Annotated in this window: 24 protein-coding genes; 2 read left to right on the forward strand and 22 right to left on the reverse strand. The window is 42.3% G+C overall.

All coding sequences use genetic code 11. From position 1 onward, the window contains the following. Positions 1-10: 10 nt before the first annotated feature. The 22 genes from PASHI_RS11510 to dapA form a co-directional block, all read right to left on the reverse strand. A complete protein-coding gene (locus PASHI_RS11510; RefSeq protein WP_062565710.1) occupies positions 11-442 on the reverse strand; it encodes a hypothetical protein in 432 nt (143 codons plus the stop codon). After that, positions 443-1,273, reverse strand: coding sequence for a MipA/OmpV family protein (locus PASHI_RS11515; protein ID WP_062565711.1), 831 nt, complete (start codon positions 1,271-1,273; stop codon positions 443-445). It abuts the gene before it with no gap. Further along, positions 1,270-2,496, reverse strand: coding sequence for a beta-ketoacyl-ACP synthase (locus PASHI_RS11520; RefSeq protein WP_062565712.1), 1,227 nt, complete (start codon positions 2,494-2,496; stop codon positions 1,270-1,272). Before PASHI_RS11520 ends, PASHI_RS11515 begins: the two co-directional genes overlap by 4 nt. After that, the gene (gene fabG / locus PASHI_RS11525) at positions 2,496-3,221 is read right to left on the reverse strand and encodes a 3-oxoacyl-ACP reductase FabG (RefSeq protein WP_054562409.1); all 726 of its coding nucleotides are present in this window, start codon (positions 3,219-3,221) and stop codon (positions 2,496-2,498) included. The genes PASHI_RS11520 and fabG overlap by 1 nt, the downstream gene beginning before the upstream one ends. Continuing rightward, on the reverse strand, positions 3,218-3,673 hold the full coding sequence (locus PASHI_RS11530; RefSeq protein WP_062565713.1) for a hotdog family protein: 456 nt from the start codon (positions 3,671-3,673) through the stop codon (positions 3,218-3,220). Before PASHI_RS11530 ends, fabG begins: the two co-directional genes overlap by 4 nt. Then, the gene (locus PASHI_RS11535; RefSeq protein ID WP_062565714.1) at positions 3,660-4,823 is read right to left on the reverse strand and encodes a beta-ketoacyl-ACP synthase; all 1,164 of its coding nucleotides are present in this window, start codon (positions 4,821-4,823) and stop codon (positions 3,660-3,662) included. The genes PASHI_RS11530 and PASHI_RS11535 overlap by 14 nt, the downstream gene beginning before the upstream one ends. 2 nt (positions 4,824-4,825) lie before the next feature. Beyond that, entirely contained in the window at positions 4,826-5,377 is a 552-nt protein-coding gene (locus PASHI_RS11540; RefSeq protein ID WP_062565715.1) for a DUF3261 domain-containing protein, read from the reverse strand. Next, a complete protein-coding gene (locus PASHI_RS11545) occupies positions 5,365-6,606 on the reverse strand; it encodes an NAD(P)/FAD-dependent oxidoreductase (protein WP_062565716.1) in 1,242 nt (413 codons plus the stop codon). Before PASHI_RS11545 ends, PASHI_RS11540 begins: the two co-directional genes overlap by 13 nt. Positions 6,607-6,609: 3 nt before the next feature. After that, the gene (locus PASHI_RS11550; protein WP_062565717.1) at positions 6,610-8,829 is read right to left on the reverse strand and encodes an MMPL family transporter; all 2,220 of its coding nucleotides are present in this window, start codon (positions 8,827-8,829) and stop codon (positions 6,610-6,612) included. Then, positions 8,826-9,344, reverse strand: a complete 519-nt coding sequence (locus PASHI_RS11555) for an outer membrane lipoprotein carrier protein LolA (RefSeq protein WP_062565718.1) — start codon at positions 9,342-9,344, stop codon at positions 8,826-8,828. The genes PASHI_RS11550 and PASHI_RS11555 overlap by 4 nt, the downstream gene beginning before the upstream one ends. Beyond that, entirely contained in the window at positions 9,344-9,769 is a 426-nt protein-coding gene (locus PASHI_RS11560; RefSeq protein WP_054554548.1) for an acyl-CoA thioesterase, read from the reverse strand. Before PASHI_RS11560 ends, PASHI_RS11555 begins: the two co-directional genes overlap by 1 nt. Further along, the gene (locus PASHI_RS11565) at positions 9,762-11,306 is read right to left on the reverse strand and encodes an HAL/PAL/TAL family ammonia-lyase (RefSeq protein ID WP_208855492.1); all 1,545 of its coding nucleotides are present in this window, start codon (positions 11,304-11,306) and stop codon (positions 9,762-9,764) included. The genes PASHI_RS11560 and PASHI_RS11565 overlap by 8 nt, the downstream gene beginning before the upstream one ends. Position 11,307: 1 nt before the next feature. Further along, on the reverse strand, positions 11,308-12,276 hold the full coding sequence (locus PASHI_RS11570) for an LpxL/LpxP family acyltransferase (protein ID WP_054562416.1): 969 nt from the start codon (positions 12,274-12,276) through the stop codon (positions 11,308-11,310). Continuing rightward, positions 12,276-13,013: a glycosyltransferase family 2 protein gene (locus PASHI_RS11575; protein ID WP_062565719.1), complete on the reverse strand. Its 738-nt coding sequence runs from the start codon at positions 13,011-13,013 to the stop codon at positions 12,276-12,278. Before PASHI_RS11575 ends, PASHI_RS11570 begins: the two co-directional genes overlap by 1 nt. 3 nt (positions 13,014-13,016) lie before the next feature. Next, positions 13,017-13,370 carry an ApeI family dehydratase gene (locus PASHI_RS11580; protein WP_062565720.1) on the reverse strand — a complete coding sequence of 118 codons (354 nt, stop codon included), beginning with the start codon at positions 13,368-13,370 and terminating at the stop codon, positions 13,017-13,019. Then, complete coding sequence (locus PASHI_RS11585) at positions 13,354-14,712, reverse strand: AMP-binding protein (RefSeq protein WP_062565721.1); 1,359 nt, start codon at positions 14,710-14,712, stop codon at positions 13,354-13,356. The genes PASHI_RS11580 and PASHI_RS11585 overlap by 17 nt, the downstream gene beginning before the upstream one ends. Continuing rightward, on the reverse strand, positions 14,699-15,265 hold the full coding sequence (locus tag PASHI_RS11590; RefSeq protein ID WP_062565722.1) for a COG4648 family protein: 567 nt from the start codon (positions 15,263-15,265) through the stop codon (positions 14,699-14,701). The genes PASHI_RS11585 and PASHI_RS11590 overlap by 14 nt, the downstream gene beginning before the upstream one ends. An 8-nt stretch (positions 15,266-15,273) precedes the next feature. Beyond that, the gene (locus tag PASHI_RS11595) at positions 15,274-15,519 is read right to left on the reverse strand and encodes an acyl carrier protein (RefSeq protein ID WP_054554554.1); all 246 of its coding nucleotides are present in this window, start codon (positions 15,517-15,519) and stop codon (positions 15,274-15,276) included. 25 nt (positions 15,520-15,544) lie between these two features. Beyond that, positions 15,545-15,802: a phosphopantetheine-binding protein gene (locus PASHI_RS11600; RefSeq protein WP_054554555.1), complete on the reverse strand. Its 258-nt coding sequence runs from the start codon at positions 15,800-15,802 to the stop codon at positions 15,545-15,547. Further along, positions 15,799-16,584 (reverse strand): lysophospholipid acyltransferase family protein, encoded by a 786-nt coding sequence (locus PASHI_RS11605; protein WP_062565723.1) that lies wholly within the window; start codon positions 16,582-16,584, stop codon positions 15,799-15,801. Before PASHI_RS11605 ends, PASHI_RS11600 begins: the two co-directional genes overlap by 4 nt. Beyond that, positions 16,574-17,284 carry a beta-ketoacyl synthase chain length factor gene (locus PASHI_RS11610; protein WP_130167652.1) on the reverse strand — a complete coding sequence of 237 codons (711 nt, stop codon included), beginning with the start codon at positions 17,282-17,284 and terminating at the stop codon, positions 16,574-16,576. The genes PASHI_RS11605 and PASHI_RS11610 overlap by 11 nt, the downstream gene beginning before the upstream one ends. 106 nt (positions 17,285-17,390) lie before the next feature. Then, positions 17,391-18,305 (reverse strand): 4-hydroxy-tetrahydrodipicolinate synthase, encoded by a 915-nt coding sequence (gene dapA, locus PASHI_RS11615; protein ID WP_062565937.1) that lies wholly within the window; start codon positions 18,303-18,305, stop codon positions 17,391-17,393. A gap of 160 nt (positions 18,306-18,465) precedes the next feature. On the opposite strand from dapA, the gene PASHI_RS11620 reads away from it, so the two are divergent. Both PASHI_RS11620 and PASHI_RS11625 read left to right on the forward strand, forming a co-directional pair. After that, a complete protein-coding gene (locus PASHI_RS11620) occupies positions 18,466-19,119 on the forward strand; it encodes a DUF6058 family natural product biosynthesis protein (protein WP_062565724.1) in 654 nt (217 codons plus the stop codon). Between the two features lie 236 nt (positions 19,120-19,355). After that, positions 19,356-23,132 (forward strand): S8 family serine peptidase, encoded by a 3,777-nt coding sequence (locus tag PASHI_RS11625; protein ID WP_062565725.1) that lies wholly within the window; start codon positions 19,356-19,358, stop codon positions 23,130-23,132. The last annotated feature ends 52 nt before the right edge of the window (positions 23,133-23,184 follow it).

Here is a 23,184-nt window from a genome sequence, read left to right on the forward strand (position 1 = left end):
CTTTAGTTAGTTATAACTTAACTAAAGTGCCTTTTAATGCCACGCCGGCAACAAATGTGCCCGCACCACATTGATATTCTGTTTGGCTAATAAACTCACGCTTCTTGTAATACGACTGAATATTTACAACTGCATTCATGCCTTCACGAACAGCACGCTCTTGTAATGCTTTTAAAGCACTCAGCATTACCCACTCACACGCCTCTCGGTCAGTTTTATTAAATGCGTTAGTTTTCTTGTTGGTGATCACTTCACCATAATTGGTTTTAATGCTGTTATGGCTTTGATCAGCAAAATACAGCGGAATATCTAACAGCGCTTGTTTCGCTTTGCTAGTTTCAAGTAGTGCTTGTACAGGTAGCGTTTGTATATCATCACGAGCAAAACTGTTTATTGAAAACAAACAAGCTACTAAAACACAGGCAAGGGTCAATAACTTCATTTAAAAATTCCTTCTATAAAATTTCCATGCAACACCAAAACCGACTGAAACATTATAATCTTGCTTCACGAGTGGGCTTGCATCTTGTTGACTGTTAGCAAGGTGATGATATTTAACAAAACCACCTAACCAATACTTTGGTGTGTCAAAATGTACCCCAATTGATACATCAGCACCAGAAAAACCTGAACGACTTGAGTATGCTTGGCGAGTTTCATTGCTATGTAAGTCACTCACTCCATAGTAGTAATCAAGGTATTTATCGCTAGCAAAGTTGATATTGCCACGAAACGCTAATGAAAATTGTGAATCCGCCTTTTCGATGATCGGCACTCGATAATACACACTTGGCCCATAACGCCAGCCAATATCATCAATACCTGAGAAATCTGTCGCAATGGCTTTGCGTGCAAACAGGCTTAAATACAAATGCTGTTTAGCGTTTGGTTCACCTATTAGGTAGTAATTAAGTGAAGGCCCTAATTCAAACACCCAATCTAGATCATCCATACCTTCTCGGGCTTTGTTGTCCTCACTGTCTACTGCAAGACCTACGTTGGCAGATAAATCTAAATGGAGATTTTCTTGTTGCCACAAAAAGCCAGTGAAGTTATTACGGTCGATGGCCATTTTATCACTTTGATAACGAAAATAAGGCACAGGCAATAGGTATTGCTCACTTTCATCTGAACCTAAATAATGGGGGATATCAGCATAAAAAAGGCCTGCACCGAACTCCATTTTTGCAGTGCCCTTTTCTACACTGTCTTCTGCAGCATAAGCATTAAAAGTTAGAATAAATAAAATACTTATGATGCAGCGCTTGATCATGCTTGCCACTTTTTAAAAATTAACGAGGTATTGATGCCACCAAACGCAAAGTTATTACTCATAATGTAATCTGTTTGCATTTCACGGCCATCGCCCTTGATATAATCTAAATCAGCACACTCAGGATCGACATCTGTTAAATTGATAGTAGGTGCAAACCAACCATCATTCATCATATTGATACTTGCCCATGCCTCAATGGCGCCACATGCTCCTAAGGTATGACCTAAATAACTCTTTAATGAGCTAATAGGTTTCTTACCAAGGGCATTGAAAGTCGCCAGAGACTCCGCAATGTCACCCCGATCTGTTGACGTACCATGAGCATTCACATAGCCAATTTGGTCGGCAGTAAGCTGTGCATCATTAAGTGCCATTTCAATAGCTACTTGCATTGTTTCTGCGGTAGGTTGCGTCACATGTTGACCATCTGAGTTGCAACCAAAACCGACGAGCTCCGCATAAATGGTCGCGCCACGGGCAAGGGCATGCTCATACTCTTCTAAAATGAGTGTGCCTGCACCTTCACCAATAACCAGACCATCACGATTTTCATCAAATGGTCGTGGCGTACTTTTCGCATCATCATTTTTTGTGCTGGTCGCATACAAGGTGTCAAATACCGCAGCTTCTGTGATGCATAACTCTTCTGCGCCACCAGCCACCATGGCTTTTTGGCGACCATACTTAATCGCTTCATAAGCATAACCAATACCTTGCGAGCCTGATGTACACGCAGAGCTGGTAGTGATCACCCGACCTTTTAAACCAAAAAAGACACCCACATTCACAGGCGCTGTATGCGCCATCATCTGGATGTAACTGGTGGCCGTTACGCCTGTCATTTCGCCGGTTTCCATCATTTTTGCAAAAGCCAATAATGGTGGCGTTGACCCCGTAGATGAGCCAAAAGCAATGCCTGTAGAGCCGTCGGTTAGACTTGAGTGCTCTAATAGCCCGGCTTCTTCTAAAGCAAGCTCTGTAGTACGGGTCGACATCATAGCAACACGCCCCATTGAGCGAACTTGTTTACGCTTATAGTGGCTTGGTTTAGTAAAATGAGTAACAGGTGCTGCTAGTCGAGTGTTTAATTCTGGCGCCACATCCCAGTCAGTCATGTACTGAACAGCATTTTCACCTTTTTGCAAAGCGGTTTTAAACTCGCCCCAGGTATCACCTAATGCAGTAATGGCAGACATGCCTGTAACAACAACGCGCTTCATTACACCATACCGCCATTCACAGAAATAACTTGGCGGGTGATATATGCAGCGTCATCGGAACACAAGAACGACACAGTACCCGCGACTTCACTAACCGACCCCATACGTTTTAATGGGATCATTTTTAGCATTTCATCAACCGGTAAATCGTCTGTCATTTCGGTTTCGATTAACCCTGGAGCTACGCAGTTAACGGTGATCTTACGTTTTGCAAGCTCAAGCGAAAGCGCTTTGGTCGCACCAATAATGCCCGCTTTAGCGGCACTGTAGTTAACTTGCCCGCGATTACCGGCAATCCCTGACACTGACGCCATAGTGACAATACGGCCACCTTTACGACCTTGCACCATTGGCATCACCGTTGGATGAACCACATTATAAAAACCGTCAAGGCCAGTACGGATCACTTTATCCCAATCATCACCTTGCATCGCTGGGAACGCCATATCATTCGTGATACCTGCATTACAGATGACCCCATAATACGCACCGTGCTCGGCAATATCAGCTTCAATTTGTTGTTTTGCAAGCTCTCTATCGCAAACATCAAATTGCAATAAGCTAGCATGACGACCAAGCGCACTGATTTCTTCACAGGTTTGCTCTGCTTCAGCCACACCACTGCGACAATGAACAGCAATATCAAAGCCATCGTTAGCTAATCTAAGTGCGATTGCTTTGCCAATACCACGGCTTGAGCCGGTGACTAAAATACGTTTTGTCATTGATTTTCTCTTATAAACTGCATTGGGTCTTGTGGTTGAAACACATTAATTTTTGCTTCTGCTAAGCATGTTTCATCGCTATGTATTTGACACTCAAATACACTTAACCCTGATTCTTCTTGATATAATTTTGTCACCGATACTTTAAGCGTTTGCTCGTTTTTAAATACCGGTGCATAGGTTTTATATTTGCGCGTACCAATTAAAAAACCGATTTGTACTTCATTTCCTTTGTCTTTTGCCAACGCACCAGCATACGCTGCGATAGTTTGCGCCATATATTCACAGCCAATATAACTGGCAACGCCATTTAAGCTCTCGTCATAAAACGGGCTGTGTGAACTTATATCCACTTCACAACAACCTGACTCTTCGCTGTAATTGGATAGGCGATTGAGCAATATCATTGGTTCGCTATGAGGGACTACTTGCTCAATTTTATAGTGATTCATTTAGATGTCCTAGTACTACACTGACATTATTGCCACCAAAGGCAAACGAATTTGATAAACAAGTGTTAATTTCTGCCGTTTCTGGTTGTGTTATTAAACCAATTTCAGCCAATGATTCGTCTTTTATAACCTGATTGCATACTAATTGATTAAATTCTGGGTAAGCCAAATAGAGCCAACATAATCCAGCTTCTAAAGCACCTGCAGCGCCTAAGGTGTGGCCGGTCAAATGTTTAGAAGAACTGACCTTAGTATCTTTGCCAAATACCTCACTGATTGCCAGAGATTCCATGGCATCATTTTGCGGTGTGGCTGTTCCATGGGCATTAATGTAGTCGATATCTGAAGGCGTTAAATTCGCGTCTTGCAACGCCGTTGTCATAGCAGCAATAGCGCCAGAACCGTCTGCAATCGGTGCTGAAATATGGTGGGCGTCGGAGCTTTCACCACCACCTAAAAAGGCAATACTTTGTTTTGTATGCTGCTCTTTACTCATAACAAATAACGCTGCGGCTTCACCTATATTGATGCCTGCTCTGTCGCCACTAAACGGCTTACAAATTTCATCGCTGATAGACGATAACGAATCAAAGCCATTAATAGTGAGTTGGCACAAGCTATCTACCCCACCACAAATTACCACATCGGCTAAATCGGCATTGAGTAAGGCGCGCGCACTAATAAGCGCCTTGGCACTTGAACTACACGCAGTTGAAATGCTGTAACTTGGCCCCTTCGCAGCGAGTTTTTTGGCAATATAATTGGCAGGTGCGACGAGCGCTTGGTCGTAATAATCAAATTCCTCTGGCCACTTTCCCTTAGCTGAATGGGTAATTCGGCCTCTTTCACCTTCTTGAATTGCAGCAGTACTGGTACCAATCACCACCGCAATACGGCTGCTCGGAATGTCTATGTTTGCTAATGTGTCAGCAATTTGCCCCAGCGCTAAATCGATTAGCTGATAAAATCGCATTGATGCTGTTAATGGCAGTTCATCAACCAACCCCACAAAGGTTGGGCGCTGCTCAAATGCAAGCGACGTCACCTCTGTGAGTGTTTGTTTAGGTTGCAAGCTGATACTTTGCATTGTTTGTTGATGACCAACCCCCAATGCACTAACAATACCTAAGTCGTTAAGCCAAAATGGCATAATCAATTAACCCTTTGAAATTTAATTTTGTAATCTCGCTGAAAGTTTACAAGTTCTGTTGTACCGTCTAAATAGCGAATTTCACTAATTAACTGCTCACCCTGATATAAGCGTCGCGTTGAGCCTTGTTCAACCAAGTTCAAGCCATAAAGCTGCGAGTTAAGCACAGTAACCGGCCAGTGTACAAGCATGATATCAGCAAGAATATAGCGAGGATCAACCGCGTTGATAGGAAGCATTTTTTCGCTTTTAATTGGCCCTAGTGGCGCTTTTTCTAACTGAAAAATTGGCATACCTTGAGCCGTCATAACAGCCAAGTTAATACCCGTTTCACTGTTTAAACTCAGTTGCGCTAGTAATGTATGCTGCTCATCGCCATGGCGTACTTCAAGCACTTGCTGCCAATTATCGGCAACTAATGACGGCGGTGGATCAAGCAAATAAATCCCTGCATTTGGCGCTAAATCAACGCCCGTTTTTACTGCAAATTCACTGGCACAACTTGCCACTAATATGCTCAAAGATAAGAGCAAAGAGCGTGTTAGTCGCGACATAATTCAACCAACGTATTTAAGCGTTTGTTGCTTTGTTTTACAAATGGGTTTTGTAAGTCCCATGCATAACCCGCAAGAATAGCACTGATCATCTCGCGCACTTGTTGGTTTTTCTCACTGTAAAAAATCACGTCCTGAAAGGAGCCATCATACCAAGCACTGACGTAGGTTCTAAAGCAATTAACTCCTTGTTGCAAAGGCTCACTGTAATCGTTTTTGAAATCAACTTGCTCACCACGTAAGTAGCTATCAACTAAAGGAGCGACCAATGAGGCTGATTTTAATGCAATCGTCACCCCAGATGAAAATACCGGATCTAAAAACTCACCGGCATTACCAAGTAGTGCAAAATGTTCACCATACAAGCTCGACACATTAGCCGAATAGCCTTTGATAGCACGCGCTTCGCCAATTGCTTCACGATTGGCTAATAACTCACTTAAATAGCTATCTTGTTCGATAAATTCATTTAAACCAGCGAGTGGTTGTTTATCATTAAGCTGCTCTGGTTTACCAACAACACCAATGCTTGCCGTACCATCACTAAATGGGATCAGCCAATACCAAATATCTTTATGCTCTGGATGAACATTAATTAAGATTTTTTCACGGTCAAACTGGGTATCGCTAATATTATCTTTAAAATGGCTGAAAAAAGCCCAACGTACAGGGAAATTTGATGCTGACTCTAAATCAAGTAAGCGAGGTAATACCCTGCCAAAACCACTAGCATCAAGTACAAAACGCCCTTTAATTTGATAGCCTTGCTGGTTTTCATCCGTAACATCAAGTAAAGCGCCATCCTCACAATCGGTGAACGCTAACACGCTATGTTGGTAACGTATTTCAGCCCCTTGCTGCATGGCACCATCGGCTAAGCATTTATCAAAGTCAGCGCGTTTTACCTGAAAAGTCGTGCCAGGGCCTTCGCTAAATTTCTCGGTAAAATCGATTGTGGTGTGGTCGCCACGACGCTGAAACGCCGCACCATTTTTAAACTGAAACCCAAGTGATTGTGCCTGTGCTTGCACCGCTTGCTCAAGGCCTGCTTCTGCTAAAAAGCTCATGCACTGGGGTAATAAACTTTCACCAATCGAAAAACGAGGAAAGGTTTGCTGCTCTAACACCACCACATGCCAACCTTTTTTCACCAGTAAACTGGCAGCCACGGCACCTGAAGGGCCAGCACCAATAATAACAACATCAGCCTGTTGAACTTGATTATTCACCTATTATTTTTCCTTATTTTTAGGTAATGCAATACTGAGCGGCGCCAGGATATAGATACAAACTAGCCCCACTAATACCGTTAATCCGAAACTGAAAATGGCCGGTGTTTTCGAAACGGCCAACATGCCAAATACCCACATCGATGATGCCGCTGACAAACTAATTGCGAGTACATTGCTCGAGCTTAAATTATTAACCTGATAAAACACCAAGTAATCGATTGCCAACGCTAATATCAATAAACAGCCTAACAAATTAAAAATCGATAACTGAGATTGCAGCGCACTGCATAGTAGCAGTACAGCTGCACTTGTTAGTACAAGTACTAACGTTTGTTTACACGCCGTTTTAAAACCAAATTTAACGCTAAAGAGTAGTAACGCAAAGGTCATCGCAATGGCCAGTGTCACCAGTAACGAATTTGAGTAATGACTTAAACCTTCGCTTATCATCGCGACTTTATCGTAAACAATTAAATCTGGGTCAGCGTTGGCTAAATCCATCAGCTCGGATTTATTTACACCGGTTACCATAAACCAGCTTGCGGTTAGTGTATTGTTTGAGATCACTTGGCTAGCGATTAACGGCGCTAACGGTGAATTAAGTGCCCCGTTTAAATCAAGCATTGATGTTGAAAGCTCAACAGGCGTCCCTGTCATTTGGCTAACTACACTCATAGCTTGCTGGGCTGAATGCAACTGCTCATAGTTTTGCTGTTGTAATTGTTTACTAGGCACTAAGTCACTAAGCATCACAGCAGTGCCATTAAGGCCGCGAATAGTTGCTTTTAATGCTTCTTGTTCTACTAATAACTGCTGCGCATTATCGGCAAATAAAATCATGATTTGGCCATTATCCTTACCTAATAAAGACATATGCAAAGCTTCGTTTTGCATTAAGTCAGCAGGACTTGCATTTAACAGCTTTACATCATCATTAATCACAGGGGGTTTTAGTAAAGCAAAGGCACTTAATAGCACTAACATCAGCATACTGAGTGCGACGCGGTAATGCGTTAAGCGTTTTAAATAACCACTTAACATGTTTGCTAACTGATGCGCAGCAGTGTTAATGGTTAATCCTGTTTGCCAATAAGGCAATAAGATACGTGTGCAGAGCCAAGCTGTAACTAGCCCTGCAACAACAAACACGCCCACTTGACTGAGTAACTGCACCGGTGAGAAAAACAAACTCGCGTAACCGAGTGTGGTGGTTAGTAACGACAACAACAGTGCCAGTTTGAGCCCTTGGCTAAAACCTTGTGGCTGCTCAGTTAAATCAAGCATGCCATGAAATGCATAATCAATGGCAATACCAATCAGCGTCACGGCAAACACCATGGTTAATACATGGATTTGACTAAAAATACAGATCAGCGCAATGGTGCCGCCAATAGCGGCGCTTATCACGGTTACAGAGGCCAGCCACAATGCATTTATCGAGCGAAACACCCACACCACCATCACAATAAGCGCCAGCAAGCTCACCGAACCAAACAAGGTCATTTCAAATTTGGCTTGCTGCGCATTTGCTGCGGTGTGAAATAAAGCACCAGCATAACGAATTTGTGTATCGGGATAGCGGCTTTCAAGCTCAGCGATATAGGCAACTATCCCATTGCTTAAAGCTATTGATTGATTTATTGAAAAGGCATTGTCAGCACTTTGCACGAATAACATTAAATACTCATCACCTTGATAGTTAATGTTAATTCGGCCATCTTGCAGCTCAAATTGCTGCATGTGTGCCATAGCCTCAGATAAGAACCCCGCTGTGGCAAGTGTAGGGTCTTGGTTGATAGTGCTTGAAACAAAAGGATCAGCGACTTTACTCAATTGGCTAAAGTAATACTGTTGAAAGCGATTAGCATCGCCAATCGCTTGCTTATATTCCTCGGAAACTAAATGCCCTGCGTACTGACCGTAAAATGCTGCCAACTGGGATATTTCTGGTAACTTAAAACGAGGCTCAATATGTTTACTCGCCAGCCACTGTTCTAAATTATCATAAGCTTTTACTGCATTTTCACCACGAAAAGAAAAGCTCAACTGCTGTTTATTAGCCGCAAAAAAGTGTTCTTCGACTTGCTGTAAACGCGGTTCTGACTTTGGTAACAAAGCCAAAATATCATTATTCAACGTAGGCTGTTTTAGAATAAAAACAACCACTAAGGCGCTAACTAATAGGCTCAGCCAAGCAAGCGTTAGGCCCCATGCTTTCACTGTTTTTGCTCTTTATGAGGATAAGCAAAGCGTAATACAGTAAAGTTACCATTTGCTTCTTGCAGACGCACACGGCTCACTTGCTCTGCTGCTACACATAATTCGAACTGACTAAATAGCTGCTTTAGCAAGTCATCTTTAGGCAATAAAGTCTGACAACCGGACTCTGCATGCTCTGCCATCGTAAATTGCTCAGCAAGTGCCACTTCATTATGCTTTAAAATTGCTTGCAGTAAATTAACGTAAGGCTCAGCGCCTTTTTGTAGCTGCGGCTCATCTTGATCGTTAAGGGTATATACTTGCCCTTGCTTGATTAATAGCGTGCTTTTAACCGGAGATTCAACCTGCCAAGTGAGGCCATCTTCAGTAAGTTCAAACGAACCTGTTGAAATAAAAGGTTTACTAAATCCTTTAAAATGCTTCTCTTGGCTAAATGTGCCTTGCTCTGTCACCGCGCTTGATGCAAACACAGGGAAAAGAACTAGCACACTCAGTAACAACACGCTTAATCGCATTAAATCACCTTTTGAAGTTTTTCATGTAGCACAGGCGGCGAAACAAACTGCATTTCTTTTTTCTCTATATCAACCGCAACTTGGATAGTCGTTGCTTTGGTTAACTTTTTACCTGTAGCACAATCAGTGATTACGTAATCAATACGTAATCGAGTTTCATATTCTTTTAAGTAGGCATCAACGCGGATTTTTTGTGTAAACAATGCAGAGCCGACGTACTTAATATGCATGTCAATAATCGGCCATGCATAGCCAGATTCTTGCATTTGCACATAATCATAATCAAACAAACGCAGTAATTCACAGCGCGCGACTTCTAAATAGCGCGGGTAATTACCATGCCACACCACATTCATTGGATCGCAATCATGAAAAGGAATTTCAATCTCAACATGAGTACTCAACAGCGAGCCACGACTATGCATATAAACTCCAACGTTTTGTTTGAATAGCGTCTACCGTAAAGCGAAGAACAGCCTCTAGAGGACGGTCTTCATCAAGCAGCGGGAAAAACTCGCTAATGTCTTGATACATACTTTGTACATCACTAGTTAAACTAGCAAATTCAAGCTCACCGCTATTAATACGTAAACGTAGACCTTGAATACTCGCAAGCAAGGTACTTGCAACCACTTGTTCGGTTAGCTGTAAGATACGCAAACAATCTCGTGCAGCGATGGTTCCCATGCTCACTTTATCTTGGTTATGACACTCGGTTGAACGAGAAAACACACTTGCTGGCATGGTCAGTTTTAATGCTTCAGCCGTGTATGCACTGGCGCCAATTTGGACCGCTTTAAAACCATGGTTAATGTAACGACGTTCATCATTACTCGCCGATAAATTAGAAGGCAAACCATTGTTATAGCGCGTATCAACTAAGGATGCGATTTGTCTGTCTGCTAAGTCGGCTAAATTAGCAACAGCAGTTTTCATGCTATCCATTACCATTGCAATATGACCGCCATAGAAGTGACCACCATGCAGTACGTGTTCACCTTCACCATCGATGATTGGATTATCATTTGCCGAATTTAGTTCATTTTCAATCATTTGCCTAAACCACGGCAAACTATCTTGCAGCACACCAATTACATGTGGAGCACAGCGAATTGAATACCTATCTTGTAAGCGGTCTGCATTACGGGGGTGTTCTACATGGTTTAAGTCTCCACGGATCCATGCAGCTACTTGCTGCTGCCCTGGATGTGGTTTCACTGAAAACAAAATATCATCAAAGTGATGACTGTTACCTTTTAATGCAAGGCTTGCAAGGGCTGTTATACGGCTGGTCAATTTAACTAGATAATCAGCTCTATCATAAGCAAGGCATGCCAAAGCTGTCATCACGGCAGTGCCATTCATGACTGCCAGCCCTTCTTTCGGGCGCAGCTTTAATGGCTGTAAGCCAAGTTCTTGCATCACCTCTAGACTGTTTTTTATTTCGCCTTTGTAATACACATCGCGCTCGCCAACCATAGCACCGGCTACATACGAAAGTGGCGTTAAATCACCACTGGCTCCCACTGACCCTTCTTGTGGGATCACCGGTACGATATTGTGATTTAAAAAGTCACGTAATAAATTTAACATCTCCCAGCTAACACCAGAATACCCTTGTGAAAGCGAGGTCAAACGAGTCGCTAAAATAGCGCGCCCTTGGACTTGATTAAACACATCACCAAGGCCACAACCATGAAAACGAGTAAGATGCAGTGGTAACTCATTGACTAAATCAAGTGGCACTTTTACGGTTACTGAGTCGCCATAACCTGTGGTAACACCATATATCACGCCATCGTCTTCGAGCAACTTATCTAAAAAGGCCACGGCGCTGTCTATTTTATTAGCAAATTGACGGTCTGATGTTAACGCAACAGCACCTTGCTCTAATGCAATATGAACAATATCTTCGATTGATAAACGCTGTTGGCCAAAAACGGTAGTCGAGTGCTCTGACACCTTAGTTCTCCTTGTTTTGACTACGAGACACTTGCTCGTCATTTTGCCAAAAATCATAAAAATTAAACCATTGATACGGATAGGCCGCAGCATAAAAACTGAGCCTTTGCGCATAATCGCTAACAATTTGTTGTAATGTTTGTTGCCTCGTTTTACGTGGTAAAACGAGCTTGTCGGCGTATTTTTCAAAAATCACGCGGTAAAATGTTTCGCCATTGGGCTTTTTATCTTTTAAACAAAACAGATGAAAAACCGGGCAATCTAACAGCGCAGCTAAAATAAATGGCCCTTGTGAAAAAGGGGCTGGCTTACCTAAAAAGTCAGCTTCAATAACTCTTCCTGCGGTGGTTGTACTGGTTCTATCACCGACAATCACCACAATTTCACCCTGCTCGACTTTTTCTTTGAGCATAATTGCCATATCAGGGCCAAGATCGGTTACTTGAATGAGGTTTACCGCAACATCCGGATTAATACTTTTCAGTAATTTATTAAATTCAACAGCATGATGCGTAAACACCAATACATTGATTTTTTTACTGTTTCGATGTTGGCTAAGAGCTCTACATACCTCTAAGTTACCAAGGTGTGAGCCGATAAAAATAGCCCCTTGCTGTTGCTCATCAAGTTGTTTAAACAGCGCTTCGTTGGTGTAAAGAATATTATGTTGCTGAATTCGTCCAAGCCAGGCATCTATTTTGTCAAAGGCGCTGTCAGCGAAGCAGCGAAAATGACGAAAGCTATCGCGCCAAGTAACTGCTTTACTATTGCCATTCACCTTGCGCGCTTGGGTTAAGAATGCATGTGATGCTTGGCGGGCAGTTTTGCCTGTTAAAAACAAATAAAATACCACCGGAAACAAAACCAACCACAAGCCTTTTCGACCAAATACGCGATAACATACGAGCAATATTTGCATGCCTAAGCGATTGCCACGTTCTTGCATTTTTGACCAGTGCTTTACAGCCATTAGCCTGCCACCTTACGCCAAAGTAGCTTAGGTGAGCGTAGCAACATGCCAAAGAATAAGCGCGTGTGCAGCCAAGAAATACCTACATTATCGTGTAAGGCTCGAAAATGAGATACGCCACTTTCAGGGTAAATGACCTGGGTTGGCAAAAACGTGACTTTAACACCTTGCCAATAAAGCCTGACTAAAATTTCAATATCAAAGTCCATGCGCTTGCCAAGCGTTTGCTTAGCCATTAATTGCTCAACGGCTGCTAAGGGATAAACCCGAAAACCACACATTGAATCAACAATATCAAAGCTGAGTGTTTCTACCCAAACCCAAAAATGGGTGATATAACGACTCAAATAACGATGCTTTGGCACGGAGCTATCATAAATAGGACAACCACTGATCACCTTGTTAGGTGATGCATTACTTAGTTCAATCAACTTACTAATATCGGATAACGAATGCTGACCGTCGGCATCAACCTGAATGGCATGGCTAAATCCTTGCTGGTAGGCAGCCATCAAGCCAGTTTGAACTGCACCACCCTTACCTTGATTTTCAGCATGGCTTATCAAGGTTAAAAAATCGTACTGTGCGTCAAGCTCTGCAAATACTTGCTTGGCATCTGCGTCACTGCCATCATCAACCATGATTATCGGCAGCTTTAGCTCTTTTAGCTCATCGAGTACTGCAGCGATAGCATGGGTGTGATTGTAATTAGGAATAACAATACAAAACTGGTTCATGGCTTAATCACAAAATACAATTCGACCAGACGCATGCTGGCCTTTTTCTGATTGATAGCTAAACAAACATTTGCCTTTTGCATTGCGCTCAAGGGTTAGGTTTACCGTCATATCAGGGGTTGTTACTACCTGAAACTTTAACACTTCTAAATCTTGTATTAGTTTGCCAAAACCCAAATATTGCTGAGCATATTTTACTGCCCAATCCAGCTGTACTACGCCTGCTAAAATTGGCGCATCAGGAAAGTGGCCGCGAAAATAATCTAAATCAGCCGCAATGGTTAACGCTAAACTCACGCTAGTTTCTGTTTGTGATAAAACGGCCACCTCTGGGGTCACGTTATTCAGGCTTGGCAAAATACTGCTCCAATGTTTTTAAACTTAATTTAGCTTGGCTGTTAAAAGGAAGTGCATCGATGTAGCGCCATTTACGTGGTAAGCAAATACGTTCAAAGCGGTTTGAGAGGTGTGCTTGTAAAGCGCGGTTAATTGCCAATTTACCCTGTTGTTCAAGCTCTTTATTTGCCTCATCACTGAGTACAACCACCGCACCAATTTGCACGCGCTTAGCTGGAATAACCACCACTTTTACTTCTTTTACCCAGTCGTGACTTTGCAGATAACTCTCAAGCTCATCTAGATTCAAACGTTTTTCTTCAATTTTTATCGTTCTGTCTATACGGCCCAACAGTTTAAATTGACCATTTTTATGAATAAGCGCTCTATCATCTAAAGGGAAATTCGATTGCTCTAAAATCGCAGAATCTAGCATCAAGCGCCCTTCATGATTCAGCGATAAAAAATTACCATTAAACGGCTGCCATGGTACATCAACCGCCGCCTGTGTAACTTGTCGATAAGCAATACCGCCGGTTTCGGTACTACCAAATACTTGGGTAGCAGGGCGAGCTAACTGGTTAAATAAAGTTTCGGCATGCTCATTATTGAGTGGTCCGCCAGAGGAGAATAACCACTTAATTTTGTCGCGATCAGGAATTAACACATTATCAGCACATAAACGGCCAAGTTGCGCAGGGCTTGAAACGAGCGCTGCATAACGAATATTTTTTAGTCTTTGCGCAATATGTTCAGGATACTGAATTTGTTCACTATCAATTATATGGCCTTTCGCCAACGGCCAAAGTAAACGAAATAATAAGCCGTAAATATGTTGATGCGAAACAGTTGCTAAAAACGTAAATTGGCTGGGTAAGTCAAATGACATTGAAAGTACTGCAAGCTCTCGATTTAATACCCGCCACGGTTTTACTATCGGTTTAGATTGTCCAGATGAGCCTGACGTATAAAATATAACCGCTGTGTTTGTTGGCCATTGTAAACGGTTAGTTTGCAAGGGCGTGTGACCAAGGCTGTGCTCAAGGTTAGTAAAAAGCACATCGTCATCGATATTGGTCGCATCGCCGGCAAAAAAAGCAGACTGTGCTAGCAATAAACTTAAGGTTTCGTGCTGACCATTAGGTGGCAAAATAACATTATAACCACTACACGCTAAGGCAAATAAGCGCACTGCAAATTGGTAGGTATCAGGATGGAATAACACCACATGGCTGCCAGCTTTAAGCGCTGTGAGCTTACTTTGATAAGCCGCAATATCAGCAAAAAACTGTGTTTGTGTTATTGGCTGCCCTGTAACAACAAATGCAGCGTCTGGGTGAAATTTCAGGTTACTCGCTACCATTACTTTTAACCTTTTGTCTTACAAGCCATTCCACAAGGCCTAAGAGAGCTATCAGAATATAGGCTATTAATCCGTTATACAGAGTCCATGTCTGTAACGAAGTAAATAGGCTAGTGTATAACGCAATACTGCCATTAATAATAAAAAACGCGCACCATACTTTAGTAACTTGGCGCGTGTAATTAACCCCTTTTTCATCAAGATCAGGCTCTTTAATTCGAGCAAAACTTTCAATGACTGTTGGGCCACTTTTCAACGAATAAGCAAAGGTTATGGCCATTACTGTATTTATAATGACTGGGTAAAGCTTTAAGCCCAGATCACTGTTAAAAAACTGCGTCGTTGCTAAAGCGATAATAGCCAAAATAGAGGCTGGCTTTATCCATGGCATAGATGTCAGTAACTTCTTGCTAAGTAAAAGCCTTAAACCTAACAATACCATCAATACCAAGCTCACTTGCCTTAATGAGATATGCTGTAATCCAAAATACACAATAAATGGGTATAAAGATAAGCATACTAAGAGCAGTGTTGTGGTTATCACTTTGAGCATAGTAATGTTTATGAAACGAGCTTTTCTACTTCGTTTACAACATCTTGCACAGTACGCACTTGCTTAAATGCATCTGGCTCAATTTTCTTACCAGTGATTTCGCGTAGTTTTACAACTAAATCAACAGCATCAATGCTATCAAGATCTAGGTCTTGATACAGGTGCGCATCTAGGCTGATATCATCAGCATCGATCTCAAATTCATCTACTAAAATGCCCTGTAAAACGTTGTAAATGTCAGCAGCGGTTTTCATGCTTATTCCTACTTCTAAGTCTGTATTATGATTGGTGTTGGTTAATAAATTCTGCCAATGCATCTACCGATGCAAAATGGGCTTTTGTTTGTTCTGAGTTTGCGTCAATCTTAACGTTAAACTCTTTTTTAATGGCTAAGCCAAGCTCAAGCGCATCGATACTATCTAGGCCTAAACCATCAACAAACAAAGGTTGGTCATTTTCAATATCATCCACGGTAATATCTTCAAGATCTAAGCTGCTAATGATTAATTGTTTTATTTTGTTCTTTAGTTCAGTCATAGGTGCCTGAGTTCCTCTGAAAAGTAATGTTGCAAATCACGGGTTAATTGTCGTGCTTGCATGGCGGGTTGTTCATTATTAAATGTGTCGTTAAACGTAAATGGGTCAGTGGCAAAGCGCATCTCAAAATGCGCTTTTGTTGCGGCAACGCAATACCATGGTGTGCCTTTAGTCAAAGTGCTGGGTTTCATACTAATCAGCACTGAGGTAATTGGGGCTTCACAACGCGCAGCAATATTCGCAGCGCCACGCTTAAATTTTAACTGTTCACCTGGGGTTGTGCGGGTGCCTTCAGGAAAGATAATCAGGTTATTTCCAGCAGCGAGTGATGCTTCACAATCATTAAGTAACTCTTGCGGGTCTTCATTACTAATATAACCTGTGCCTTTAATGACACCGCGCATAAATGGATTTTTAAATAGGTGTGCTTTGACCACGCAGTCAGCATTTTTAATCACAGATATCAGCACCACAACATCAATTAATGAAGGATGATTGGCAAGTACTAACTGCCCTTTAAGATCATGAAATTTCTGTTTATCTTGCACAGAGAAATGGATAGCACCGGTGTAATGCATTAAGGCAACAAAGAATTTAAAACTATAGTGAACCGTTAAACGGGCTTTTTGCTTACGTTTCGCTTGGCAAGGTTCAAATAAACGTTGTAGAGGCAAAACCAACAAGGTGAGTACAATACCGCCAAAACCAAATACAGAAAAACAAAACCCGGTTGCCAGTACCCGCCAAATTTTATTCAACTTAATGTAAACGTTAGTCGCCATGGTACTGTAGCATCCAAGCTGATTGTTGATGTGAAAGCAGCGATTGTGATCCTTTGCTTGTTAAAGCAGCTGCTAATTGCAAACTCAGTGGTAAACACGAGTCACTTTGAGTATGTTCTGATTCAGGAAGTTTCGTTAATTCAAAATATGGCTTACCGGTCTGCGCTGTTGATAATACGAACGATACACTATGAGCAATTTGTTGCTCGTCGCTAAATGCTAAGTACTCATCTGGTAATACACTTTCGGCATGAGCAATCAAAATTTGCTGTTCAATACCACTATGAACACGCGCAAAACCATCTATCATGGCTGAAATAATACTGTCTTGACCACCAGCAATAGCATTCATCGGGGCTTTATTTTTTGCAATAATCGAAAATAATCCGGTTGCAGCATTATGTACACTCAAACCAAATGCGGTCGGAGAAAGAGGTTCTTGTTCGACAAGTGAATGTAACAGTTGCGATGTTTTTGGTAAGTCGCCATGACGCGATGAAAAATTAACAGCTAGCTGCTGATACTCACCTTGCGCTTGATGCATAGTATGAAGCGCCATTTTCATAAATGGGCTTAAGCGGCGGCGCTGCATCGGTGCAACCCAGCTTAAATCAAGGTCAGCAAGATTGAGATGGCTTAATTCTGCTATTTGTTGCTCGGGTGCAACCCATAAACTCAAATTCTCAACAACAAATTTCACAAATATTATTCTTATAACGCCAAACGATTGCTAATTTTACCTATTAGCTACAAAAAAGTAAAACAATGGTGCTTAATTACAGCCGTAATTAAGCACTCATTCATTTTTATCGTAAAATAACGTCTTTTTCGGTTAAAAGTTGTGCTTTTTCACCTACTATATCAGCAACATCGAGTTCGTTAATGTAACCTAAACCGATTTGTTGCTGAGCACTTGTTAGTGGCACATAAGGAAGACGGAACACAGGATTTACCGCGCCTGTCATCATAAGTGCCGTATTGATTGCAATTGGATTAGGCTCGCAGAATAACCAGCCCATAAGTGGCTGTAGTTTTGCATTAAGTGCATCATTTTGCTCATCCATTAACTGACGGAATAAGCCTGGAATAATATTAGATGTAACCGAGATAACACCGTGGGCTTTATGAGTGTGTCTTGCATCATGCGCTTCATCGTCGTTACCTGACCAACAAGCAATACCTTGCTGTTCATAATGAGCAATACGCTCATTGCCACCGCACTCTTTTACACCGATAAAGTTTTCGTGCTTCGCAAGTGGCTCAATGATATCGGGTGTTAAGTCTTGGCCTGTACGACCTGCTACGTTGTAGATAAACGCAGGACCAATATCAAGTAAACGGTTAAAGTGCTCTTTCACGCCCGCCAGCGACGTACGTCCGTAATAAGGGTTAATTTGTAGCGCTGCATCCATACCGGTGGCAAAACCATACTCGGTTGCTTTAATCGCTTCGCGTGTATTGTTGCTACCTGTATTACCGACAATTAATAAACGGTCAGAGAATTTGCTAACACTGTGAGCAATTAGCATTAAGTGTTCTTCCCAATTCATTAATTGCCCTTCACCTGTGGTACCACCGACAATAATGCCATCAACACCAGCTGCAATTTGCTGTTCAACAAGGTCGTCATAACATGCAAGATCAATTTCACCATTGGTTAAATAAGGTGTTTTTATAGCGGTGATCAAACTTGCTTGTTTAATTGTTTCTAGGTTGCGCATAACTTTTTTAATGTTTGGAAAATTTGCGCTAGTTGTATCACAAACACAGGCATTTTCCGAGTAGTGTGCTGCAATAAATAAAAATACTTGAGAAAAAATCAAAGTTAAGCCAAAATCAAACACTGTATAAATTAACAGTGTTTATTGTGAGTATTTGATAATGCAACTTTCAAAATTTTTGGCAACCTACTTTTATACCACCGAAGAGCTGTGCCATACCCTCTCAATTGATGAGGAGACGCTATCGGCATGGCAACAAAGTAGTTTATTTCCAAAGCCGAGTTACTGTTTGCAGAGTCAATTAGAATGCTGTTCGTATTCGGGCATTTATCAATGCGAAGAATATCAAGACTATTACCCTCGTGGTGCCGCTAGCTGGGGGCAATTAATTATCAAACATGACATAAGCTCATCCTGCCAAGCATTTAATTATTTTGCTCAGCAATATTCAAATCAACTCAGTAAGCTTGCTGAGCAAGGCTTTGCTATCGATGAAGAATTATTTGGCAGTGAAATTGACGAGCACTTACAGCAAGTTTGGCAGCAGTTTTTATGCAGTAAATACGGTGTGCTAACACAAAATGGCTTAGTTGAAGAAGCCGTACAGCTCGATGTGGCTAAATTATTAATTGATGATATTACGGAATTACGCACAAAAACGGGTTTAAGCGTGGAAGAGCGCCAAAGCTTACATAAAGCGCTCAAATTAATGAACCGCGCGTTAAGCCATGGTACGGGCAACGAAGGTAAAAACACCTTGCGCCATCGTTATATTGATGACGTAGTGGCAAAGTACGATCTATCGGTAAAATAACCTCTCATTTTTGCGCTTAAAATGAAGCTAAACTGAATGACCGCACAAAGTTACAACAGTGTTTATTTTGTTATAAATAGGTTAATACAATTTGCTACCTTTGTTTTGTAGGTTTTCATCTGCTTGATCGATAGATTGGTCTGGTTGAGTTATTGCTCTTGTCATATTTGTTATTTTGACAGCTAGCAATAACTCCTTTCTTCCAAACTAATTACATCAAAATAAAGGATGAAAAGATGAAACCTTTTCCAAGGCTTGGTCGCTTAAAGGCGACCTACTTAGCCATGCTCGGCTTATCGATTGCCCAACCAGCAACCGCAGAAGAAACATTTGTTACACAACAAAGTAAAGCGGATGCCCTTACATTCACTTTGATCACTGGGGACAAAGTATCGGCTGTTGTCAATAAAGACGGCAAGCTAGGCGGCATTCGATTAGTGAATGCAGATGGTTCAGATACATTCACCAGTATCTTTAAACGTGGTAACAACACCTATGTTGTTCCAAACCATGCTCAAGCCTTAGTTGATTCAAATGCGATCGATTTAGAGTTATTTAACATTAATAAGTTATATGAATCGGGTTACGATGATGCATCAACCGACGCGCTCCCCGTCATTGTTGAATACCGCGATGGCACCCTTGCAGGACCTGCAGTCCCAGCAACGCTTGCTGGTATGTCATTAACCGGTGAAATTGAGCTAATCGACAGCGCCGCATTTGCAATCAACAAAGACAAAGCAGCGCAAACTTGGCAAACCCTGGTTGCACAAGCTGACGTTGAAGGTATTTGGCTTGATGCTGTCGTTCATGCTCACAAGGTTACCCAGTCAGAAACACTGACTCCAACAGTCCCACTAACCGGCGCATATGGTGAGTCAGCGATTAACTATAATGGCGAAGGTATTAAAGTTGCCGTACTTGATACAGGCTACGACACCGAGCATCCAGACTTACTAGGTCGTGTCATTGCATCACGTGATTTTACGTATTCGAGCAACGGTGTAGATGACTTAAATGGTCATGGAACTCATACAGCCTCAACCGTTGCAGGCAATGGCCATGAGTCAGCAGGCAAATGGGTCGGTGTGGCACCAGCCGCCGATTTAATTATCGGTAAAGTACTTGGTAATACAGGAGGAGGATCAACCTACGGTATTTTAAATGGCATGCAATGGGCGGTGCTTTCAGAACAAGCTGACATTGTAAATATGTCATTGGGTGGCACAGCAACAACCTGTAGTGGCCCATTGGTTGAGATGGTTGAAGCGCTTAGCGATAAAGCTTTATTTGTTATCTCTGCGGGCAATAGCTTTACCCGTGAAACGATTGGTTCACCGGGCTGCGCGCCAAGTGCATTAACCGTGGGTGCTATTGATCGTGATGGTAATACGGCGTCGTTCTCTTCACGCGGTCCATCGCCAGATGGCCACTCAGCAAAACCAGATATTGCCTCGCAAGGTGTCTCTGTGGTTGCCGCGGCTTCTGGTGGCTTAGGTGATACGGCCTACCGCGTGTATTCAGGTACATCAATGGCTGCCCCTCATGTTGCCGGTGGTGCTGCAATTGTAATGCAAGCTCGCCAAGACCTTACGCCAAAAGAAATTAAAGACGTGCTTACATCATCTGTATTTAGTAGTGATGCTCACGTCCTTGAGCAAGGTGCCGGTGCCATGAATATCGACCGTGCCATTGACCAAGCTATTGTGGCCCCTGCAAACCGTGAACTTGGCTACTTTGATAATGCCAATAGTGCATTTACCGAAACACAGATCACGTTAACAAACACCTCTGATGAAAATATTAAATTAAAATTGAAATTAGATTTAATCGGTGAAGATGGCAAAACACAATTACCGGCGACCTTGGCAGGGTTAGATGTTAAATCTGTAACAATCCCAGCCAAAGGTGTTGCTCAAGTCCCTATATGGATTGACCCTAGTGTGGCACTTAATAACAGTGCTTATGGTGCAATTACAGGTCGTATCACAGGCACAACCGTTGGCAATGCAGATCAGCAAGTGACTGTACCAGTGTCATTTTGGATTGACCAACCTCACGTTAATTTAACAGTAAACCTAACTGATCGCTGGGGTAATCAAGCAGGCTCGCCATCTAAGCTTTACTTAATTAATGAAGAAGATGATTGGGGCAGTCTTGTTAGGCTCACTGGCGGTAAAGCCAATATCGATGTACCTGCTGGTTACTATACGTTGATTGCTAACATTATGACTTACGATAACCCGCAAACCAGCTCTGGTTTAGTTGAATCAGCGGCACAAATGGCTGTATTAAATCGTAAGATTGATGGCAAAACAGAGATTAACTTTGATGCACGCAACGCTCAACCTGTCACCTTTAAAGCTGACCAGCCTCTTGATCCACAAGGTTATTCATTTGGCTTTACTTACGCGATTGACGATCAAGAAGTTGCGAAGCTTGCAGCTATCGAAATGGCTCCTGATTACGTAAATGATATGTATGCTTGGTCACAAGGTCATGACGATCGCTTTCGCTCATTTATCACCACCCGCGCAGTGGCTCCAGAAACAACCGTCACAATGCAAAACGGGGTTGAACTTGATTACATCAAACAAGGTTTAGCACTGTCTTTTCATGGTGAAGGCTCTGCAGAAGTCGTGCCAGTAGGTGATGCTGGTTACAGCACTGACTGGAGCCAATTTGAGTTAGACGGAAAAATTGCGCTTATTGCTAACCCTAATTACCTCACGTCTTACATGGTCGGTAATGCAATGAAAAATGGTGCCAGCGGTGTGATTTTTTATCGTCCTGGTCGTGGCGGCCGATATAAAGGCGCGATCACAGGCACACCAAAAGTACCCGTGATTGGTATTAGTACCGAACAAGGTGAAGCCTTAATGGCAGAAATCGAAGCTGGCAACAATATCGTTAGCTGGTCTGGTATTGCGGCTGAACGCTCACCTTATGCTTATTCAATAAACCATATTACTGATGGCCGAATTCAATCTGGGAAAATCAATATTGCTGAACATAAAATGCATAAAATAAGTGCGTCTTATCACTCGCAAAATGATGAGCGCCCTGCATGGACTGATGTTATGGCAATGACCAACAGTACCGGAGAGTTCTACTCAACAGGTAGCTCACAGTTAATTATGTTGCCTCATCAGCGTGATGAATATTACACAGCAAGTACAAAAAATGCATGGACGAATGTCGTTATGCCAAACTATCAAATTCAAAGTGCTGGCGCTTATTTTGATGGTCCACGCGCTATGACTGAAGGTGCAGAGCAAAACACCACTTGGTTTAAAGGTCCACGTGCTGGTAGCTTAGGCAGCAGTGGCTCGGCGATTATTAGCCGCGATACCAACGTTCTTTACTTTAACCTTGCCTCGTTTGGCGATGCCGCAAACCATGATGGTATTTTTGGCTTTATGGGTAGCTCAGCCTTTGGTTTAAAAGTAAATGGTGAGCCAGTATCTCCGTATCAAGGTACGTTAACTCTTGAGCCGGGCTCTCATCAAATTACCTTAGAAATGCGTTCTTATGCCCGTGGTGTTGGTGAGCGCTCTCCAGTCAATGATAAGCTAGGTTCTCTTTACCAAGGTTTCTATACATTTACGGCTGACGAGCAGCAACAAGGTGTTCAGCCAATTTTAGTGCCTATGGTTGATTTACCTGTTGATATTAACAACAGCATGAAAGCAGGTGAAGCGGCTCAAGTTAAGTTAACAGGTTTACTTGACGGTGTAGGTGAAGTGGCGCTGGCAGATGTACAGTTCCAATATGCGTACGGCCAAGAATGTACGATTGCTAACGTGCCTGCTTATATCTATTGCCCTGTATCAACGAAGTTCTCAAGCGAAAACTGGTTAGATGCACAAGTTGAACACATTGACGGTGAATGGGTAGCTACGATCCCTAATACTGGCAACGTCGGTGACTTTGTCCATATTCGTACGATTGTTTCAGATTATGGTTCAAGCCAAGCCGAGCAAATTACCATGCGAGCTTACATGTTAGATTAATTAGTTAGCGCTAATCAGCAAAGCCGCCTTCGGGTGGCTTTTTTCATGTAAA

It is taken from the genome of Pseudoalteromonas shioyasakiensis, assembly GCF_001550135.1.
In the GTDB taxonomy this organism is placed as follows: domain Bacteria; phylum Pseudomonadota; class Gammaproteobacteria; order Enterobacterales; family Alteromonadaceae; genus Pseudoalteromonas; species Pseudoalteromonas shioyasakiensis.

Bases quoted from the DNA above. Each gene is read 5' to 3' on its own strand.
- PASHI_RS11590 (WP_062565722.1), bottom strand. From the start codon at position 15,265: ATGCTCAAAGTGATAACCACAACACTGCTCTTAGTATGCTTATCTTTA.
- PASHI_RS11595 (WP_054554554.1), bottom strand. From the start codon at position 15,519: ATGAAAACCGCTGCTGACATTTACAACGTTTTACAGGGCATTTTAGTA.
- PASHI_RS11515 (WP_062565711.1), bottom strand. From the start codon at position 1,273: ATGATCAAGCGCTGCATCATAAGTATTTTATTTATTCTAACTTTTAAT.
- PASHI_RS11625 (WP_062565725.1), top strand. From the start codon at position 19,356: ATGAAACCTTTTCCAAGGCTTGGTCGCTTAAAGGCGACCTACTTAGCC.
- PASHI_RS11560 (WP_054554548.1), bottom strand. From the start codon at position 9,769: ATGCATAGTCGTGGCTCGCTGTTGAGTACTCATGTTGAGATTGAAATT.
- PASHI_RS11570 (WP_054562416.1), bottom strand. From the start codon at position 12,276: ATGGCTGTAAAGCACTGGTCAAAAATGCAAGAACGTGGCAATCGCTTA.
- PASHI_RS11585 (WP_062565721.1), bottom strand. From the start codon at position 14,712: ATGGTAGCGAGTAACCTGAAATTTCACCCAGACGCTGCATTTGTTGTT.
- PASHI_RS11530 (WP_062565713.1), bottom strand. From the start codon at position 3,673: ATGAATCACTATAAAATTGAGCAAGTAGTCCCTCATAGCGAACCAATG.
- PASHI_RS11520 (WP_062565712.1), bottom strand. From the start codon at position 2,496: ATGAAGCGCGTTGTTGTTACAGGCATGTCTGCCATTACTGCATTAGGT.
- PASHI_RS11575 (WP_062565719.1), bottom strand. From the start codon at position 13,013: ATGAACCAGTTTTGTATTGTTATTCCTAATTACAATCACACCCATGCT.
- PASHI_RS11510 (WP_062565710.1), bottom strand. From the start codon at position 442: ATGAAGTTATTGACCCTTGCCTGTGTTTTAGTAGCTTGTTTGTTTTCA.
- dapA (WP_062565937.1), bottom strand. From the start codon at position 18,305: ATGCGCAACCTAGAAACAATTAAACAAGCAAGTTTGATCACCGCTATA.
- PASHI_RS11555 (WP_062565718.1), bottom strand. From the start codon at position 9,344: ATGCGATTAAGCGTGTTGTTACTGAGTGTGCTAGTTCTTTTCCCTGTG.
- PASHI_RS11600 (WP_054554555.1), bottom strand. From the start codon at position 15,802: ATGACTGAACTAAAGAACAAAATAAAACAATTAATCATTAGCAGCTTA.
- PASHI_RS11535 (WP_062565714.1), bottom strand. From the start codon at position 4,823: ATGCCATTTTGGCTTAACGACTTAGGTATTGTTAGTGCATTGGGGGTT.
- PASHI_RS11540 (WP_062565715.1), bottom strand. From the start codon at position 5,377: ATGTCGCGACTAACACGCTCTTTGCTCTTATCTTTGAGCATATTAGTG.
- PASHI_RS11620 (WP_062565724.1), top strand. From the start codon at position 18,466: ATGCAACTTTCAAAATTTTTGGCAACCTACTTTTATACCACCGAAGAG.
- PASHI_RS11605 (WP_062565723.1), bottom strand. From the start codon at position 16,584: ATGGCGACTAACGTTTACATTAAGTTGAATAAAATTTGGCGGGTACTG.
- fabG (WP_054562409.1), bottom strand. From the start codon at position 3,221: ATGACAAAACGTATTTTAGTCACCGGCTCAAGCCGTGGTATTGGCAAA.